We start from the raw sequence: 18,009 nt of genomic DNA on the forward strand, positions 1-18,009 counted from the left end.
GTATTCCAAATGGTATTCCAGCTCTTTTTCATAAAATATATTTATTTTTAGTTTTCAGATAGATATGAATCTATTTCAAATCCCCCCGGCCCACCAAATCCATGAAAAGCACTTGGGAAACCCTAGGCCTTTTTCATACCCGAACGATCTGTCCCTGAGCCTGCGGCAACGGCCTCCCCAGCAGCCCCCCAACCACCACCGCAAACACCAACGCCATCCCCCCCGCAACCTGCAACACCGTCTCAAACCCACCCACAAAAGCCTGCTGCGCCAACGGTCCCACCACCCCACGCAACCCCGGCTCCAGCCCCCCCAAAGCCGCCTGCAAATCCCCCGCCGCCACCCGCGTAGCCATCTCCCCCACCTTCCCCAATGCCTCAGGCGCCACCCCAGCCATCGCCTCACGCAACAGCTGCGCACTCCGCCCCGCCAAAATCCCCCCAAGCACACCAATCGCCAACACAATCGCCGTAAACCGCGTGGTCGTACTCAACCCCGAAGCCATCCCCGTCCGCTCACGCGGCACGCACGCCATGATGTTCTTCTGCGTATCCCCATTCAGCAGCCCTGCCCCCGCACCAAGCACCAGGCTGGCCAGGGCAAAGGCGCCATACCCACCGTGACCAACCGCCCAAGCGCAAGCCAGGTTCCCCACCCCCACCAACACCAACCCCAACGCAAACACCTGCGCCGCACTCAACCGCGTGGCCAAGCGCATCCCCACCCGCGGTGCCAGCAACATCGCCAGCGCAAACGGCAACATCCCCGCCCCCGCCGCCAGCGCGGAAAGCTGCAAGCCGTTCTGCAGGTACAGCGGCAACAAGGTCATCATCACCTGCGCACAAGCGGCATAGGCAAACATCCCCAGCAAGGCCCCAATAAACCGCCCGCTGCGCATCAGCGCCAGGTCGATCATCGGCCGCGCCTGGCTGCGCTCGACCATCACGAACACCCCGAACAGGAACGCCGCGATCACCAACCGCCCCAAGGTAGGCGCACTGTCCCACCCAACGCGGTTGGCGTCGATCAGCGCCCAGATCAAGTAACCCAGGCTGCCGGCAAAGGTAAGGCTGCCGAAGGGATCGAGCCGGGCGGCGGCAGTGTCGCGGGACTCTTCCACGCTACGCAGCACCATCAGCGCCAGCACCGCCACCAGCGGCAGGTTGATGTAGAAGATCCACCGCCACCCGAGCGTGCTGGCGATCAGGCCGCCGAGCAGCGGCGCAAAGGTAATGGTCGCACCCATGCAGGCGCCCCAGAAGGCCCAGGCACGCAAGCGCTCTTCGGGCTCGTGGAAGCGGTGCCCGATGGCGGCCAATGCGGCGGTGAGCAGCAGCGCCGCACCGACGCCTTTTGCCGCACGGGCGAGGTTGAGGAATAGCAGGTCCGGCGCGGCGCCGCAGGCCAGCGAGGCGGCGCCGAACAGGGCGAGGCCGAGCAGCAGCATGCGGCGGCGGCCAAAGCGGTCGGCGAGGCTGCCGGCGGGCAGCAGGCAGGCGGCGAAGGCGAGCAGGTAGGCGCTGACTACCCATTCGATGTCGGCGAAAGAGCCGGACAGGTCGCGGGCGATGCTCGGCAGGCTGACGGCGACGATGTTGGTGTCGAGGATGATCAGGGCGCACACGGCCGAAGCGGTGAACAGGGTGAAACGCGCCGAGGCGCTGGGGGTGGACATGGCAAGGCTCCGCTGGATGGCTGGTCTGCGTGGGCGGTGTGAAGCCTTTCGCCGGCAAGCCGGCGCCTACGGGTTTTGTGTAGGGGCGGCTTTGCGGTCACGGTGCCAGCCTTGTAGTGTTGTCTTCACCATACCGCTGCCGGAGGCCGAGCTTGTTAGCTTGGGCGTTCGGCGTCATTAGCCGTTGGCTAACGAGGCCCCATGGAGATTCGTCACTTTCGCTACTTCCTCGCCGTGGCCCAGCACGGCCATTTCACCCGTGCCGCCGAGCAGTTGGGCATCGCCCCGCCGACGCTGACGCGGCAGATCCAGGACATGGAGGCCGAACTGGGGGTGTTGCTGTTCCAGCGCAGCCAGCGTGAGGTGCAACTGACGGCGGCCGGGGAGGCTTTGCGTGTGGAGGCCGAGCACGCGGTGCGGCAGTTCGATGCCGCGCAGCTGGGGGCGCGGCGGGCCGGGCGGGGTGAGAGTGGGCGGATCGAGCTGGGGTATGTGGCCTCCGCGGCCTACTCGGGCATCCTGCAACAGCAGGTGAGCCAGTTTGCCGAGGGCTACCCCGAGGTGTGCCTGAACATTCGTGAAGTGCCGATGCTTGCATTGGCGGCCTTGGTCGATGAGGGACAGCTCGACCTGGCCTACCTGCGCTCGCCCATGGAGCTGCCGGATTCCCTGGCGGCCATCGCATTGCATGAAGAAGGCTTCGTGCTGGCGCTGCCGGCCGGCTCGCGGCTCAACGAGCTGAAGACGATTCACGCCGCGCGCCTGGCTGACGAAACCTTCATCCTGCCGGAGCAGATCTCCGGCACACTGGCCATCGCCCAGCAAGGCGGCTTCGCGCCGCGCCTGGGGCCGCAGCCGGGCAGCCTGGTGGCGGTGCTCACCCTGGTGTCGCTGGGCCAGGGCGTGGCGGTGGTGCCGGCGTCGGTGGTGCAGCGGATCAGCCTGCCGCAGGTCAACTACCGAAACATTGCCGATAGCCAGGCGAGTTCGTGGTTGAGCCTGGTGCATCGGCGCTTCGAGAAGTCGCCGGCTGTGATGCGCTACATCGAGGGAGTGCGCCGAGGTGTCGAATGAAACCCGTTTTGGCTGGCGGTTGTTGCTCGCCCTCCTCGTCTGGCTGGCCTTGCCCGCCTGGGCCGGTGACGCACCGCAGCGGGTAAAGCTGGGCCAAGGCGAGCCCTACGACTTTACGGTCTACGCCAATGCGGCACTCGATTCGCAACTTTCAGTTGAGCGCGCGGTGATCGTGCTGCATGGCGTGCGGCGCGATGCCGGCGACTACTACCGCAGCGGGCTATCGCTGCTGGGCAATGCCGGGCTCGGGCAGCGCGACACGCTGCTCATGGCGCCCAACTTTCTGACCGCCAGCGATCCGCAAGCAACCGACACCCAGCCGTTGTGGCCGAAGGACAAGTGGATGCACGGCACGGCGTCGACCGGAGGGCGCGAGGGTATCGCGGCGTTCACCGTGCTCGACGACCTGTTGGCCTATCTCGCGGATCGCGAGCGTTTCCCACGCCTGAAAGAGGTCGTGCTGTTCGGGCACTCGGCCGGTGGCCAGTTGCTGCAGCGCTATACGTTGCTGGGCAAGGGCGCCCCGGGCGCACTGCGCGTGCGCTACCTCGTCGCCAGCCCGTCCAGCTACCTGTACCTGGATGCCAACCGCCCGCAAGGCGAGGGTTTCGCGCCGCTGCCGGCCGGCCAGTGCGCAGACTACGACCGTTATCGCTATGGCCTGGAAGGTGCGCCGCCGTACTTCACCGCCCAGGGGCGGGATGCCCGGCAGGTGTGGCAGCGCTATGCAGGGCGTGATGTCACTTATCTGGTCGGCGCGCGCGACAGGCATCCCGAAAGCCGGGTGATGGATCACAGTTGCGGCGCCGAGGCTCAAGGGAGCGATCGCGTCGAGCGGCAGCTTGCCTACCTGCGCTACGAAGCATTCCTGGCGCGGCAATGGACGACGCCGGTCGAGCACCGGCAGTTCGTGCTGCCGGGCATCGGCCATGACGCGGGGCGGATGCTGGCGGATCCGGAGCTTGTCCACCTGCTGTTTCCCGCCCGTTGAGCGCACTACACTCAAGCCCTCTCCCCTTCGGAGGTTTCCAAGGTGCACAACGCAGGAAGCGAGCAACGTGGCGCGGTCATCTGGCTCACCGGGCTTTCCGGCGCGGGTAAATCATCATTGGCCGAGGGGCTGGCCAGGCAGCTCACCGAGCTAGGGCATGCCTGTTATGTGCTCGATGGCGATGTGTTGCGCACGGGCCTGAACGCCGACCTTGGCTTTTCTCCACAAGACCGTCACGAGAACATCCGCCGCACGGGCGAGGTGGCGGCGCTGTTCGCCGATGCCGGGCTGATCTGCATCGCGGCGTTGATCTCGCCGTACCGCGAGGGCCGCGCGGCAGCGCGTCGGGCCTGTGGGGTGGGGTTTCATGAGGTGCATGTGAAGGCGGACCTGGCCGTTTGCGAGGCGCGGGACCCCAAGGGGTTGTATCGCCGGGCGCGGGCGGGGGAATTGCCGGGGTTTACCGGGATCGATGCGCCGTATGAGGCGCCGGATGGGCCGGAGTTGGTGGTGGAGACTGGGCGGGTGGCGTTGCCGGTGGCGGTGGGGCAGTTGCTGGAGTATGTGTTGGGGCGGGTGGTGTGTCGGTCGTTGTAACGTGATCGGCGTTTAGAGGTGTGGTGGCTGTACTGGCCTATTCGCCGGCAAAGCCGGCTCCTACAGGGGTGGCGCCGGCATTGGGGGTGGCGCCGGCCTTGAGGCGGGCGCCACTCGCCTGGCCGGTTCAGGAACCGGGGGTGATGTCGCCGCGTTGCCAGCGGGCTTCGTTGTTGCCCAGTGCCTGGGCAATGTCGCTCAGTTCGTTGGAGGGCAGGGTCTGTGGCAGCGGGTCGAGGCCGGCGCTGGCGAACACCTGGCCGTAGCTGTTGCGTAGCTCGGCGTAGGCCAGGTCGCGGCGCAAGTCGGCTTGCAGGGCGTTCAGTTCACCTTGGATCAGCTCCAGCTCACCGATGCCTTGCGCCTGGTGGCGGTTGCGCAGCTGCTCGACAATCTGTTCGTCCAGCGCCACCAGTTGCTGGCTGGTGGCGAACTGGCGGCGGGCTTCGTTGTAGTTGGCGTTGGCCACGTACAGCTGGGCGAGGATGGCCATGGACATGGCCTGGCGGCGCGCCTCGACCACCTGTTCGCCGGCCTTGGCCACGTCGATGGAGGCCGGGCCCGAGAGCACGTTGAACAGGTTCCAGGTCACCTTCACGCCGTAGTCGGCCCAGTGCTGGTTGATCAGGAAGCTGTTGCTGTCGTAGTGCCCGCCCGCCGAGAACTCGAGGCCCGGCAGCATGCGCAGCATCGACTTGCGCACTTCGGCGGCGCTGATGCGTGCCTGGTAGTCCTGCTCGCGCAGCTCGGGGCGGGTGGCCAGGGCGTGCTGCTCCAGCGTCTCCAGCCCGACCTTGAGCTCGGGCACGCTGTAGTCGTCGGTAGCAGCCAGGGTCAGTTCGGTGCCGGGCGGCAGGTTGATCAGCGCGCCCAGCTCGGTCTTGGCCAGGGACAGGGCGCGGCGTTGTTCTTCCAGCTGGCGGGTGGCTTCGATCAGCGCGCGCTGGTAGCTGAGCGCCTGGATCGGGTCGCCGATGCGCTGGTCGCCCAGGCGCTGGCTGTTGTCGCGGGCCTGCTCGACCCGGGCCATCAGGGTGTCGATCTGCTTGAGCAGGCGTTCGGCGGCCACCGCGCGCCAGTAGGCCGAGCGCACGTCCTGGATGATGGTCTGCACCACCTTGCGCCGGCGCTCCTGGACGATCAGGCGCTGGTCGCCCTGCTGCTTGGCGCTGACGTAGCTGACACCAAAGTCGAGCACGTTCCACACCATGGTCAGGTCGGCGACGTCGCGGTCGCGGTCCTGGGAGGTCGAAGGTTCCAGGGACTGGGTGTTGGTCAGCACGCTGCGGCTGCTCGAGGCGCTGACGTTGCTACGCCCGGCGTAACCGGCCGACAGCGCCATGCGTGGCAGCATGTCGAAGGTGGCCAGGTCGACCTGGCGCTGGGCCAGGGCCTCTTCCATGACCTTCAGGCGTGCCTCCAGGTTGTACTTCACCGCCCGGGCCATGGCCTGGTGCAGGGTCAGCGGGCCTTGCAGCGCCTCCTGGCCCTTGAACATGTTGGCAAGGTCGGCCCTTGCCCGCTGTTCGCTGACGCTGCGGTCGATGGGCTGGGTCTTGACTGCGCACCCCGTCACTGCCAGCGCCAGCATGCTTACTGCGAAAAACCTCGATGCTTTGCTCATCCCTGTCCGCCCCCTTGGTACGGCACTGCTTTTCTTCTAATGGTTTGCTCGCATCCGCTGGCTCATGCCTGCGGCGCGGGTACCTCGACCTGCCCCAGCGCCTGGGCCAGTTGCCTGGCCTGGCGCTGTTCCCCCTCCCGGAAGGCTTGCAACTGCTGCCCCAGGGTCGGCGCCCCGCTCAACCCCTTGCCAGCGGCCGAGAGCAGCTTGCTGCCGGCCAGGTCGGACGGGCCGCCTTCATCCGGTAGCGTCTTGTCGAACAGATTGGCCAGGCTGCTGGCGCCGAACACGTTGGCGTCGCCGCCACCGAAGCCCAGGAAGCCGGCCCCCGAACCGTTGCCGATGCCACTGCCGCCCTGCTGGCCGGCGAACACTTGGGCCAGGTAGCTGGGCGCCAATGCACCGTCCTTGATGAAGATATTGCCCAACGGCGGCAGGCCAGCGCCTGCGCTCTGCACCTCGAACAGCGGCTGTGGCAGCAACGGCGACTGGTACGGCGCCGTCACCGGCACCGGTGCCACCAGCACTGGCGTGCCTGGGCTGACCTGCCCCGGTTGTGCCGGTGGATAGGCGCGGAATTCCGGATCGCCGTCATTGGACTGCAGGGCTACGCCTTGCCCGGTGAAGCCCCCGACCAGGGCATTGCCGGCGTTGTCGGTGATGCCGGTGCCGCTGGCCTTGAGCGCCAGGGCCAGGCTGCCGGCGCCGGCCACACCGCTGACGTTGACCTGCCAGGTGCGGCCGTCGAGGCGCGTCAGCGACTGCAAGGTGCCGGTGGCGTTGCCGTTGCTCACCAGCTGGAAGTCATTGAGGTCGACGCCATTGACGTTCTCGCTGAAGGTCACGGTGAACGACTGGCTGCCGGGCGTTGGCGAGGGGTTGGCGATGATCGAGGCCACCGTCGGCGGCGTGCTGTCGACGGTCACGCCGCGGGTGTCGCCGACATTGTTCAGGCCCGGTGTCAGCGCATTGCCGGCGGCGTCGCGCAGGGTGGCGCCGTTGGCCGACAGGCCCTGTACCTGGATGCCGTCGCTGTCGTTGTCGCCGGCCTGGACCTGGTACTGGAACACCAGCGTCGGGGTGCCGGAGCCGGCCACGAAGTCGGCGTACACGGTGCGCCCGCCGACATCCAGGGCCAGGCGCGGCACGCCGTCGACTATCACGGCTTCGCTGGTGTTGACCACAAAGGTGAGCACATCGCCGGTGTTGTAGGGCACGCCCACCGGCACGCTGACGCTGCCCACCGTGGGTGCGTCGCGGTCGATGCTGTATACGGCGCCGGCAAGGCCGCCGACCAGCGCATTGCCGGCCACGTCGGTGATGCCCGTGGCGCTGGCTTTCAGGTTCAGCCCGAGGGTGCCGGTGCCGCTGACGCCACCGACGGTGACCACGTACACGCCATTGCCCAGGGCCTGCAGGCCGGTCAAGGTGCCGCTGGCCGAGCCGCTGGCGACCAGGTTGAAGTCGCTCAGGTCGACCCCGTTGACCCGTTCGCTGAAGGTCACCGTGAAGCGCACGCTCTGGGCGTTGCTCGGCGACGGGTCGAGGGTGACGATGCCGACCGCCGTCGGCGCCTGGGTGTCGACCAGCACCTGGTGAGTGTCGGCCACGCCGTTGAGGGTCAGGTCCATGGCGTTGCCGGCGGCGTCGGTCAGGGTCGCGCCGTTGGCGCTGAGCCCGGTCACGCTGATGCCGTCGCTGTCGTTGTCGCCGGGCTGGACGGTGTACTGGAACACCAGGGTGGTGGTGCCCGCCCCCGCCACCAGGTCGGCGAACACCGTGTGCCCGCCGATGTCCAGGGCCAGGCGCGGCGAGCCGGCCACCTGCACCGCCTCGCTGGCGTTGACCACGAACACCAGGGTGTCGCCGGCGTTGTACGAGACGCCCACCGGCCCGCCGACACTGGTCACGCTGGGGACGCGGCTGTCGATGGCGTAGTTGTTGGAATCGGTGCTGCCCACCCCGGCGTTGCCGGAGGCCGCGCCGACCACGCCGGTGTTGTCCAGGGTGATCAGGTTGCTGGTGTCCTCGACATTGCCGGTAGGCGTGAGGGTCGCGGTCCAGGTGATGCCGCCATCCGCGCTGCCCAGCCCGTTCAAGGTGCCATTGGCGACGGTCAGGTCGGCGAGGGTGAAGCCGCTCACGGCTTCGCTGAAGGTGATGGTCACCAGGCTCGACTGGCCTGCGCGCAGGGCGGTGTCGGCGACCACGACGGTGGCCGTGGGGACGACAGTGTCGATCGTGTAGTTGGCCGATGCGGTGGTGCCAGCCCCGGCGTTGCCGGCAAGGTCGGCGACGCCGGTGTTGTTCAGGACGATCAGGTTGCTGGCATCCCGCACACCGCTGCTCGGGGTGAAGGTGGCGGTCCAGGTGATGCCGCCATCGCTGCTGGTCACGTTGCTCAAGGTGCCGTTGGCCACGCTGAGGTCGGCATTGTCGAAACCGGTCACCGCTTCGCTGAAGGTGATGGTCACCGTCGTGGTTTCACCCGCAGTCAGGTTGCTGTCGGCCATCACGAGGGTGGCGGTCGGGCGCTGGCTGTCGATGGCGTAATTGTTCGAGTCGGTGCTGCCGGCACCGGCGTTGCCTGCGGCATCGACCACGCCGGTGTTGTCCAGGGTGATCAGGTTGCTGGTGTCAGTGACGCCTGCGGTCGGGGTCAGGGTCGCGGTCCAGGTCACGCCACCGTCGCTGCTGCTCAGCCCGCTCAGGGAACCATTGGCCACGCTCAGGTCGGCGGTGGTGAAGCCGGTCACTGCCTCGCTGAAGGTGATGGTCACCAGCGATGTCTCGCCCACCGCCAGGCTGCTGTCAGCCACCACGATGGTCGCGGTCGGGCGTTGGGTGTCGATGGCGTAGTTGTTCGAGAGCGTGGTGCCGACCCCGGCATTGCCGCTGCTCGCACTGACCACGCCGCTGTTGTCGAGGGTGATCTGGTTGCTGCTGTCGGTGATGTTGCCGGTGGGGGTGAAGGTGGCGGTCCAGGTGATGCCGCCGTCGCTGCTGCTCACCGCGCTCAGGGTGCCGTTGGCCACCGTCAGGTCGGCATTGGTGAAGCCGGTCACCGCCTCGCTGAAGGTGATGGTCACCAGTGATGTTTCCCCCACCCGCAAGGCCGTGTCGGCGACCACGACGGTGGCCGTGGGGGCAACGGTGTCGACCGTGTAGTTGGCCGACGAGGTGGTACCTACCCCGGCGTTGCCGGCCAGGTCGCTGAACCCAGTGTTGTTCAGGCTGATCACGTTGCTGAGGTCCCGCACCCCGATGGTCGGGGTGAAGATCGCGGTCCAGGTGATGCCGCCGTCACTGCTGCTCACGGCACTCAGGGTGCCATTGGCCACCGTCAGGTCGGCGTTGGTGAAGCCGGTCACCGCCTCGCTGAAGGTGAAGGTCACCGTGGTGGTCTCGCCGACGGTCAGGTTGGGGTCGGCGATCACGATGGTGGCAGTCGGGCGCTGGCTGTCGACGGCGTAGTTGTTCGAATCGGTGGTGCCGGTGCCAGCGTTGCCGGCGGCATCGACCACGCCGCTGTTGTCCAGGGTGATCAGGTTGCTGGTGTCGGTGATGCCGGCGGCCGGGGTCAGGGTTGCGGTCCAGGTGATGCCGCCGTCGCTGCTGCTCACGGCGCTCAGGGTGCCATTGGCGATCGTCAGGTCGGCGTTGGTGAAGCCGCTCACCGCCTCGCTGAAGGTGATGGTCACCAGCGACGTCTGGCCGATGGCCAGGTTGCTGTCGGCCACCACGAGGGTGGCGGTCGGGCGCTGGGTGTCGATGGCGTAGTTGTTCGAGCTGGTGGTGCCGGAGCCGGCATTGCCGCTGCTCGCGCCGACCACACCACTGTTGTCGAGGGTGATCAGGTTGCTGCTGTCGGTGATGTTGTTCGATGGGGTGAAGGTGGCGGTCCAGGTGATACCGCCATCGGCGCTGGACACCGCGCTCAGGCTGCCGTTGGCCACGGTCAGGTCGGCGTTGGTGAAACCGGTCACCGCTTCGCTGAAGGTGAAGGTCACCAGGCTGGTGTCACCCACGCGCAGGGCCGGGTTGCTCACCACCACCGTCGCCGTGGGCTGCAGGGTGCTGACCGTGTAGTTGGCGGAGTTGGTGGTGCCGGCGCCGGCGTTGCCGGCCAGGTCGGCCACCCCGGTGTTGCTCAGGGTGATGACGTTGGTGGCGTCCTGCACATTGATCGTCGGGGTAAAGGTGGCCGTCCAGGTGATGCCGCCGTCGCTGCTGCTCAGCCCGCTCAGGGCACCGTTGGGCGCGGTCAGGTCGGCCAGGGTGAAGCCGCTCACCGCTTCGCTGAAGGTGATGGTCACCGTGGTGGTTTCACCCACGGTCAGGTTGCTGTCGGCCAGCACGATGGTCGCGGTCGGGCGCACGGTATCGATGGCGTAGTTGTTCGAATCGGTGGTGCCGCTGCCGGCGTTGCCGGCGAGGTCGGTCACGCCGGTGTTGTCCAGGGTGATCAGGTTGCTGGTGTCGGTGATGTTGTTCGCGGGCGTGAAGGTCGCGGTCCAGGTGGTCCCGCCGTCGCTGCTGGACACCGCGCTCAAGGTACCGTTGGCGATGGTCAGGTCGGCATTGGTAAAGCCGCTCACCGCCTCGCTGAAGGTGATGGTCACCAGCGACGTCTGGCCGATGGCCAGGCTGCTGTTGGCCACCACGACGGTGGCGGTCGGGCGCACGGTGTCGATGGCGTAGTTGTTCGAGTTGGTGCTGCCGGAACCCGCGTTGCCGACGGCATCGCTCACCCCGGTGTTGTCCAGGGTGATGACGTTGGTCGCGTCGGTGATGGCGCTGGTCGGGGTGAAGGTCGCCGTCCAGGTGATGCCGCCATCGCTGCTGGACACCGCGCTCAGGGTGCCGTTGGCCACGGTCAGGTCGGCATTGGTGAAACCGGTCACCGCTTCGCTGAAGGTGATGGTCACCAGCGACGTCTCACCGAGCTTCAGGTTGCTGTCGGCCACCACGATGGTCGCGGTCGGGCGCTGGGTGTCGATGGCGTAGTTGTTCGAGTTGGTGGTGCCGGTGCCGGCGTTGCCGGCCAGGTCGGTCACGCCGGTGTTGTCCAGGGTGATCAGGTTGGTGCTGTCGGTGATGTTGCTGGTCGGGGTGAAGGTCGCCGTCCAGGTGATGCCGCCGTCGCTGCTGGACACTGCGCTCAGGGTGCCGTTGGCGACGCTCAAGTCGGCGTTGGTGAACCCCGTCACGGCCTCGCTGAAGGTGATGGTCACCAGCGAGGTTTCGCCGACGGCCAGGTTGCTGTCGGTGACCACGATGGTCGCCGTCGGGCGCACCGTGTCGATGCTGTAGTTGGCCGAGCTGGTGGTGCCGGCGCCGGCGTTGCCGGCCAGGTCGGTGACGCCGGCGTTGTTCAGGGTGATGACGTTGCTGGCGTTGGTGATGTTGTTGGTCGGGGTGAAGGTGGCGGTCCAGGTCTTGCCGCCGTCGCTGCTGGCCACCGCGCTCAGGGTGCCGTTGGCCACGGTCAGGTCGGCATTGGTGAAGCCGCTCACCACTTCGCTGAAGGTGATGGTCACCGTCGAGGTCTCGCCCACCTTCAGGGCCGTATCGCTGAGGGTGATGGTGGCGGTGGGCGGGACGGTTTCGTGGATGGCCACCGACACCGACGCCGCGCTCGAGGTGCCGCCGTCGCCATCGTTGACCGTGACCGACAGGGTGCGGGTGGCCTGGCCGATGCTGTTGCCGGCGTTGCTGTTGTCATAGGTGAGGTTGCGCACCACGGCCTGGACTGCCGCGGCCGTGGCATTGCTGTTGAACGTCAGCACCAGGTTGGCGCCGCCCGTGCCCCCGGTGTAGGTGCCGATGGCCACGCCGCCGTAGCTCACCGTGCCGCCGACCACGCCAACCTGCCCGGCGCCGTTGCCTTGGTGACGAATGCCCAGCACGTCCTCGCCAGCCACGCCGTTGGCGCTGACCGCCACGGTCAGGTTGCCGCCGGCGAAGTCGGCAGAATCGCTGTCGGTGACCGTGGCATTGCTGCCGCTGTCGAGCACCACGGGGCCTGCGCCCTGGGAGTAGGTCTGGCTGTCGCCGTTGAGGTTGGCGATTACCGGCGCGACGTTGAGCGGCTGCACCACCACCGAAGCGGTGCGGGTGGTGCTGCCCATGTCGTCGTTGACGCTCACCGTCACGCTGCGGGTGCCGCTGGTGTAGGCCCCGGTGCTGTTGCCGTAGGCCACCACGGCGAGGATCGAGCGGTACTGGGCCAGGGTGGCCACGCCGCTGAGCGACAGCACCGTGGTGCCCGAGCCGCTGATGGTGATGCCATAGCTGGCCGCCGTGGCGATCTGCCCGGCGCTGAGGGACAGGGTTTCGTTGCCGCCGTCGAGCACGCCGCCCAGGGTGAGGGTCGCGCCGCTGACCTGGGTGTCGCCGTCGGTCTGGGTGAGGCTGATGTTCGGCACGATGGCCACCGGGCTGCCGGTGAAGTTGACCGTGCTGTCGTTGCCGCCGGTGCCGGTGTCCAGGTCGACCACCGGGGGCGCCGAGTACAGCACCTCGTAGGCGCCGATATCGACGCCGCCGCCACGGGGCCGGTCGAAGCCGCGCAGGTCGGTGAGCGGCGCGCCAGCGAGGGTGCCCTGGTCGATGGCGTTGCTGGCGCTGCTGGCCAACCGGTAGTCGCCAGTGGCGGTGTTGACGAAGTTCACCGAGGTGCCGATCAGGTTGGTGGTGCTGGTGTAGCCGCCGCCTACACCACCATTGGTGGCCGCATCGAGCTGGGTGCCGTTCACGGTGTTGCCGGTGAAGATGCTGTTCTGCACCGTCACCGTGCCGGCCTGGCCGCTGGCCCAGCCGAGGCCGCCCGAGGTGATGCTGCCGGTGCTGGTGTTGAGGAACACGTTGTTGGCCACGGTGCTGTTGGTGATGCGCACCGTGCCGCCGCTGTTGCTGAGCACGATGATCGAGCCGGCCGCCACCGTGCCGGTGGCGCCGTAGCTGCCGGTGTTGTTGTAGATGGCGACGTTTTCCAGCACATGGTTGTTGGCGCCGCCCAGGCGCACCAGGGTCGACATGGCGCTGCCGCCGACAATGGTGGCGCTGTTGTCGTGGATCGTGGTGTTGCGCACCACTACCGTGGAGCCCACCGTGGTCGCCGAGTTGATCACCGTACCGGCGTTGCTTTCGAAGTTGGAGTCCTCGACGGTGATCGAACCGCCGGCGGCACGGATCGCGCCGCCGGCGATGTTGCTGGAGAAATGGCGGAAATCCAGGTTGCGCACGGTCAGCACGCCACCGCCGTTGCTTTGCAGGCCCGAGGCTTCGAGGACATCGCGGACGCCGTTGTCGTTGGCGTCGCCGCTCAAGATGATGTCGCCTTTGCCATCGCCGTCGACATCGCCGTTGATGGTGATGTTGCTGGTCACCGCCAGCGCCGTGGCCGACGTCCAGCGGATGGTCTCGCCCTTCAGGTTCTGGTGGAACACGATGATGTCATTGCCGCTGCCCGCGGCGGAGCCGTCCACCGAGGTGTCGGTGTTCGCGGCCTGGATGGCTTCGGCCAGGGTCACCCCGCCATCGCCATCGGCGATGAGCGAAGCGTTCTTGCTGGTGACGGTGATGGTCGCCAGCGATGTGCTGAACGCCGACAGGTCGCCGCGCTGCACGCCCACGCCGCTGGCCACCACGCCAGAGACGGTCTCCAGTGCCCAGTCCTCGCCGGCGCGGTTGCCGGTGGAATCGGACGAGGCCCCTACGTCGGCGCCGCTGAGCCGCGCCACTTCGTTGACGAACAACTGGCCGTCGCTGCCGGCGCCGGTGTTGCAGGCGAAGAAGCGGATGTCGCCACCCGGCGCCAGGCTGGCGCCGATGCGCGCCAGGTCCGCGCCATGGCTGGCCAGCTGGTTGGCCCAGATGGCGTTGCCGGCCAGGTAGACATAGCCCTGGTCGCCGTGGCTGATGATGTCGACCGAGGTGACGTCGCTGCGGCCGTTGAGGTAGTCGGCGATCTGCTTGAAACCGTCCTTGCCGTTGTCCAGCACCACCACTTCGACCCCGGCGGGCAGGCCGGCGATGAGTTTCTGGTAGTCGCTGACGGCGGAATCGATGAACACCACTTCGTGGTTGGTGCCCGAGGCCGCCGTGACCGGCGCGCTGGCCGGTGCCGCCTCGTGCACCGGTTCGTGGGTGGCGCTGTCGCGGCTGCCGGCCGCGTCGCTGGCGGCGCTGGTGTCCTTGGCCACGCTGGCGGCCGCGGCGGCTTCGACCGCCTGGGCGCCCTGGTCGGCGACCACGCCCACCGAGGCGTCGAACATCATGCGCGGCTCCAGGGCCTGGATGAGGCTGGGCCGGCTCGTGGAAACGTTGGGTGTGTGGGTGTCCTTGCCGCGTTTCCAGAATGCCATGATGCCCTCGCTCAGCCCTGGGGCTGGTTGTGCTTGCCGTCCTTGCGAATGAGGGCGGTCTGTCTTGGTTGAGAAATCCTGAACGGACGACGGGGCGCCGATGTGCGCCCCGCTGCCCTGCCTGCTGGTTGCCCGGCCTCAGTTACGGGACGGGAACACCCCTTCGAGCGCGATGATGAAGTTGATGCCCAGGTAAGGGCTCTGGTTCGTGAACGGCAGGTTGCTCCCCAGGACCGGCACCGTGCTGGCAGGGACCGTGATATTGAACGGCTTGAGCGTGGTGTTGGTGGCCGTGGCGGTGTAGATCTTGATCTCAGGCCCCGAGCCTGTGGTGTCGACCGACTTGGCCAGCACCGCACCGGTCGAAGGCGTATCCAGTTCGGCGGTGCCGGTGGTGGCCGGGATGGCGACCGAGACCGTCGCGGCAGGGATGTTCAAGGTCTGCGGCACCATGTTCGACAGCGTCAGGGTGGTCGATGTCGTCCCTCCCGTCTCGCCCAGCAGGATATTGGCCGTCCCCGTCCCTTGCCCCGCATGGACGGGGGCACGGCCACGCAGGTCAGGCAAGCCGAAGGTGCTCTGGCCATTCCCTCCGTAGGTGGTGCCCAGGATCGCGAACAACGCCGTGTTCTGCTGGATGGGCAGAATCTGCCCATTGCACAGGGCCCAGCCCCGAGGTGCGAAGTTGCCTGCGAACAATGTGATCTGACCCAGGAACGGCTCACTCATTTGCTGCTCTCCTATGACAACGCTACAAAGGCGGGCCCCATGGCCCGCTGAAACAGATTCGCGTGACAGGCCCCTTCAGAGCGGCCGGTCGACATGGAAAATCGCTTCCAGCACCAGCCGCCCAGCGCTATCGGGCCCCACCGGGGTCATCATCAACAGCCACCCCTCCTCGCCCGGTGGCGACAGGCGGAACACCGCCTGCGGCAGTACCGTACCGGCCGGCAAGGCGAACTCCGCCGCATAGCGCTGGTGGCGCGGCGACATGGCCTGGCCCTCGGTCACGGCCAGCAACTGCGCCTCGAGCGCCTGGTCGTCGCTGACCCACAGCTGGAAGTGGCTGCCGGTGGCCTGTTGCAGTGCGTCGAACGTGGGCATGGCATGCATGGGGCTGATCCTTCAGGCACGAATGGCAGGGGTGAGCGCCGCTCGGCGCATCTTCAGGGACAGGCCGGTTTCGCCGACCACCTCGAACCCGCAGCGCTGGTAGAGCTGCAAGGCCGGGTTGTGGGGGGTGACATGCAGGCCGGCGCTGAGCCCATCGGCATCGGCTCGCGCCAGCCACTGGCCAAGCAGCCGGCTGCCGATGCCGCGGCCGCACCAGGCAGGCAGCAGGGCCATGTCGATGAACTGTACGTGGTCGTCGGCCCAGTGCAGGTAGGCGCGGCCGATGGGCTCGCCCGCCACTTCGATGACGAAGAAGTCGGCACCGGCGAAGTGGGCCTGGTAATGCTCGTGCTGGGCTTGGAACTGTTGATCGAGGAAAGCCTCGATGGCGCTCTGCGGCCACGGCAGCAGGGCCATTTCGGCGGCACGGGTGGTGCCATAGAGTGTGCGCAGGAACGGGCGGTCGGCGTCCACGATGGGACGGAGGTACACCTCGGGGATGGACATCGGGTATGGCTTCCCTGCGTAAGGTTACCCCATGGTGAGGGGCGCACATCCAAGTGAATTGTCCTACACAATCTGCAGCAGCGTAGCCGAAGAGCAAGGCAAATAGCCACTACCCGAACAGGGTCTTTTCAACTTTTTTCTCAAACACCCGTTCGAGGTAGTTTGACGCCATTTCCTAGACGTTTCGCAACCGTATGGATTCCAACGCGATGTAGGGCGCCTGGGCCCAACGGGCGACCGCAGCGCGTATTTCGTCGCTGGCCTCCTCGCGCTTGCGCTGGCTGTCGGCACTGAAGTTCATGGCCGGCTGCTTGGCGTCGAAGGCCGCGACGGCGCGCAGGGCCGCCACATCGCCCGGCTGGATGCCGAACAGTGGCCCAAGGCGGCTCCAGACTGCGTCGGGCAACTCGCTGTAGTTCACGGCGATGGCGCCGTGGCGTTCGCACAACGCTAGGCCAGCCGTGAGAATTTCGCCAATCATCCGGCAGGTGTATTCCACCGTGTCCATGGCCTGGGGGGCGGGCAGCAGGCTGTCGAGGCCCGAAGCGCCGAGCAGCCCAGGCACCCGGTGCATGCCCGCCTGGCGCAGTTGCGAGACGACGATTTCCAGCGGGTCGCGGTAGAGGAACACCCGGGGCACGTCGGGATACAGCGCCGTCAGCAGTGGCGCGTCAAAGATGTTCCAGGCGTCGAGCTTGATCAGCAGTTGCCGCTCATCCCCCCGACGGCGCTGGCCGTAGGCCGAGCAGAGGGCGCGCAAGGCGTCGGCTTGCCAGGCCGCTGCGGCCGGGTCCTGGCGTGCGGCGCGCAGCAGGTTGTCCAGCGGCGGGGGCTCGGACAGCACGATGTTGCGGGCCTGGCTGGCCAGCAACTGGGCGACCAGGGTCGAACCGCAGCGCGAGGCGTGGAACACCAGGGCTGAGGGGCTCAGGCCCGGGCTGCGGGCATGCCAGTCGAGCAGTGCCTGGACATCGGTTTCGCGGCGCATGGCCTGGTTGAACGGCAGGCGCAGCGCCAGGTCGACATCGTCGCGCAAGAACGGCCGGGTCAGGCGCCGCTCGCCGAACCAGCACCAGTCCACCCGCCAGCCGGCGTCACCTTGCCAGAGGCGGATGGGCAGCCAGCCCTGGAAGTCCAGCGGGGTGTTCATGCTCGCCATTGATCGCTCCATGCCTGCTTGCCCCGGCGCATGGCGCCCAGGACTTCTGCGTCGGAAAATATCTGCCCGTGCTCGGCGCCCAATCGCACAATCTCTGCGACGAATGCCCGAGGGTCCTCCAGTGCCTGTAGGCGTGCGGCCAATGCCGGCGACTCGGCCACCTGCTGGCGAAACCGTTCGAATGCCTGCCCCGCCCTGCCCGGCTGCAAGGTTGGCGTGCGCGCCAGGCCTTCCTCGATCAGTGCCAGCAGCCAAGGGTCGGCTGTGCAGTCAAGCACCAGGTGGATACGTTCGCCGGGGCCAGGGTTGTTGACGCGATGGGGCCGCGACAGGTCGATGAACCAGCACTCGCCTGGGTGCATCGGCACCTGCTGGCCGTCCACCAGGAATTCAACGCTGGGCGGGCTGAGCAGCGGGACGTGCAGGCGCAGGCAGCCGCCGGGGCGGCCCAGGTCGGGGTCGCGGTGTTCATGGATCCTGGCGCCTTCGCCCAGGCGCAGCAGGCGGGCGGCGCGCAGCGAGGCCTGGAATGGCGCCAGCACTGTTTGCCAGGCTGTTTCGCCCTGCCACCAGGTCAGGCTCTTTGGAGCGCCCTGGCCTGGGGCCAGCGGTAGCGGCGCATCCTCGGCGGTGACCAGCGCCACCCCACTCCAATCGCCTTCGTGGTAGCTGTGGTTGAAATGCGTCTGCCAGGCTTCGCTGGGGACCAGGGCAAGGGCGGGTAGCAGCGCTGGCAGGTCTATTGCCAGGGGGAGGCGGGAACATAGCGGTAGCGGGATTTTGGTCATGGGTGTTCCTCGTTGGAAACGCCGCCAGGGATCCGGCCCTGTCAGAGCAATGGTGATAGACCTTTGACATCGTTGGGGCCGCTGCGCAGCCCTTTCGCGGCACAAGGCCGCT

At 67.3% G+C, this 18,009-nt stretch carries 11 protein-coding genes; 3 read left to right on the forward strand and 8 right to left on the reverse strand.

The features are described 5' to 3' along the window. Positions 1–133: 133 nt before the first annotated feature. Positions 134–1,675, reverse strand: a complete 1,542-nt coding sequence (locus NGM28_RS26035; protein WP_252092196.1) for an MFS transporter — start codon at positions 1,673–1,675, stop codon at positions 134–136. Between the two features lie 201 nt (positions 1,676–1,876). On the opposite strand from NGM28_RS26035, the gene NGM28_RS26040 reads away from it, so the two are divergent. From NGM28_RS26040 to cysC, 3 genes are read left to right on the forward strand one after another with little or no spacing between them, the layout of a single operon-like run. Beyond that, positions 1,877–2,749, forward strand: coding sequence for a LysR family transcriptional regulator (locus NGM28_RS26040; RefSeq protein ID WP_252092198.1), 873 nt, complete (start codon positions 1,877–1,879; stop codon positions 2,747–2,749). Continuing rightward, the gene (locus NGM28_RS26045) at positions 2,739–3,740 is read left to right on the forward strand and encodes a hypothetical protein (protein ID WP_252092200.1); all 1,002 of its coding nucleotides are present in this window, start codon (positions 2,739–2,741) and stop codon (positions 3,738–3,740) included. The genes NGM28_RS26040 and NGM28_RS26045 overlap by 11 nt, the downstream gene beginning before the upstream one ends. 42 nt (positions 3,741–3,782) lie before the next feature. After that, positions 3,783–4,337 carry an adenylyl-sulfate kinase gene (cysC, locus tag NGM28_RS26050; protein WP_252092202.1) on the forward strand — a complete coding sequence of 185 codons (555 nt, stop codon included), beginning with the start codon at positions 3,783–3,785 and terminating at the stop codon, positions 4,335–4,337. Positions 4,338–4,464: 127 nt separating this feature from the next. Here cysC and NGM28_RS26055 read toward each other — a convergent pair whose 3' ends face one another. From NGM28_RS26055 to NGM28_RS26085, 7 genes are all read right to left on the reverse strand, one after another. After that, complete coding sequence (locus NGM28_RS26055; RefSeq protein ID WP_252092204.1) at positions 4,465–5,961, reverse strand: TolC family protein; 1,497 nt, start codon at positions 5,959–5,961, stop codon at positions 4,465–4,467. A 62-nt stretch (positions 5,962–6,023) separates the two neighbouring features. Beyond that, entirely contained in the window at positions 6,024–14,330 is an 8,307-nt protein-coding gene (locus NGM28_RS26060) for an Ig-like domain-containing protein (RefSeq protein WP_252092206.1), read from the reverse strand. Between the two features lie 138 nt (positions 14,331–14,468). Beyond that, on the reverse strand, positions 14,469–15,059 hold the full coding sequence (locus NGM28_RS26065) for a phage tail protein (protein ID WP_240064651.1): 591 nt from the start codon (positions 15,057–15,059) through the stop codon (positions 14,469–14,471). Positions 15,060–15,134: 75 nt separating this feature from the next. After that, positions 15,135–15,443 (reverse strand): DUF6916 family protein, encoded by a 309-nt coding sequence (locus NGM28_RS26070; protein WP_252092208.1) that lies wholly within the window; start codon positions 15,441–15,443, stop codon positions 15,135–15,137. 12 nt (positions 15,444–15,455) lie between these two features. Further along, positions 15,456–15,950 (reverse strand): GNAT family N-acetyltransferase, encoded by a 495-nt coding sequence (locus tag NGM28_RS26075; protein ID WP_252092210.1) that lies wholly within the window; start codon positions 15,948–15,950, stop codon positions 15,456–15,458. A gap of 175 nt (positions 15,951–16,125) precedes the next feature. Further along, the gene (locus NGM28_RS26080; RefSeq protein ID WP_252092212.1) at positions 16,126–17,109 is read right to left on the reverse strand and encodes a sulfotransferase family protein; all 984 of its coding nucleotides are present in this window, start codon (positions 17,107–17,109) and stop codon (positions 16,126–16,128) included. After that, entirely contained in the window at positions 17,097–17,897 is an 801-nt protein-coding gene (locus NGM28_RS26085) for an aspartyl/asparaginyl beta-hydroxylase domain-containing protein (protein WP_252092214.1), read from the reverse strand. Before NGM28_RS26085 ends, NGM28_RS26080 begins: the two co-directional genes overlap by 13 nt. Positions 17,898–18,009: the final 112 nt, after the last annotated feature.

The organism is Pseudomonas sp. MWU13-3659, assembly GCF_023757525.1.
Classification (GTDB): domain Bacteria; phylum Pseudomonadota; class Gammaproteobacteria; order Pseudomonadales; family Pseudomonadaceae; genus Aquipseudomonas; species Aquipseudomonas entomophila_E.

Excerpts from the sequence above, each read along its gene's own strand:
- NGM28_RS26035 (WP_252092196.1), bottom strand. The coding sequence starts at position 1,675 with ATGTCCACCCCCAGCGCCTCGGCGCGTTTCACCCTGTTCACCGCTTCG.
- NGM28_RS26040 (WP_252092198.1), top strand. The coding sequence starts at position 1,877 with ATGGAGATTCGTCACTTTCGCTACTTCCTCGCCGTGGCCCAGCACGGC.
- NGM28_RS26055 (WP_252092204.1), bottom strand. The coding sequence starts at position 5,961 with ATGAGCAAAGCATCGAGGTTTTTCGCAGTAAGCATGCTGGCGCTGGCA.
- NGM28_RS26060 (WP_252092206.1), bottom strand. The coding sequence starts at position 14,330 with ATGGCATTCTGGAAACGCGGCAAGGACACCCACACACCCAACGTTTCC.
- NGM28_RS26065 (WP_240064651.1), bottom strand. The coding sequence starts at position 15,059 with ATGAGTGAGCCGTTCCTGGGTCAGATCACATTGTTCGCAGGCAACTTC.
- NGM28_RS26070 (WP_252092208.1), bottom strand. The coding sequence starts at position 15,443 with ATGCATGCCATGCCCACGTTCGACGCACTGCAACAGGCCACCGGCAGC.
- NGM28_RS26075 (WP_252092210.1), bottom strand. The coding sequence starts at position 15,950 with ATGTCCATCCCCGAGGTGTACCTCCGTCCCATCGTGGACGCCGACCGC.
- NGM28_RS26080 (WP_252092212.1), bottom strand. The coding sequence starts at position 17,109 with ATGGCGAGCATGAACACCCCGCTGGACTTCCAGGGCTGGCTGCCCATC.
- NGM28_RS26085 (WP_252092214.1), bottom strand. The coding sequence starts at position 17,897 with ATGACCAAAATCCCGCTACCGCTATGTTCCCGCCTCCCCCTGGCAATA.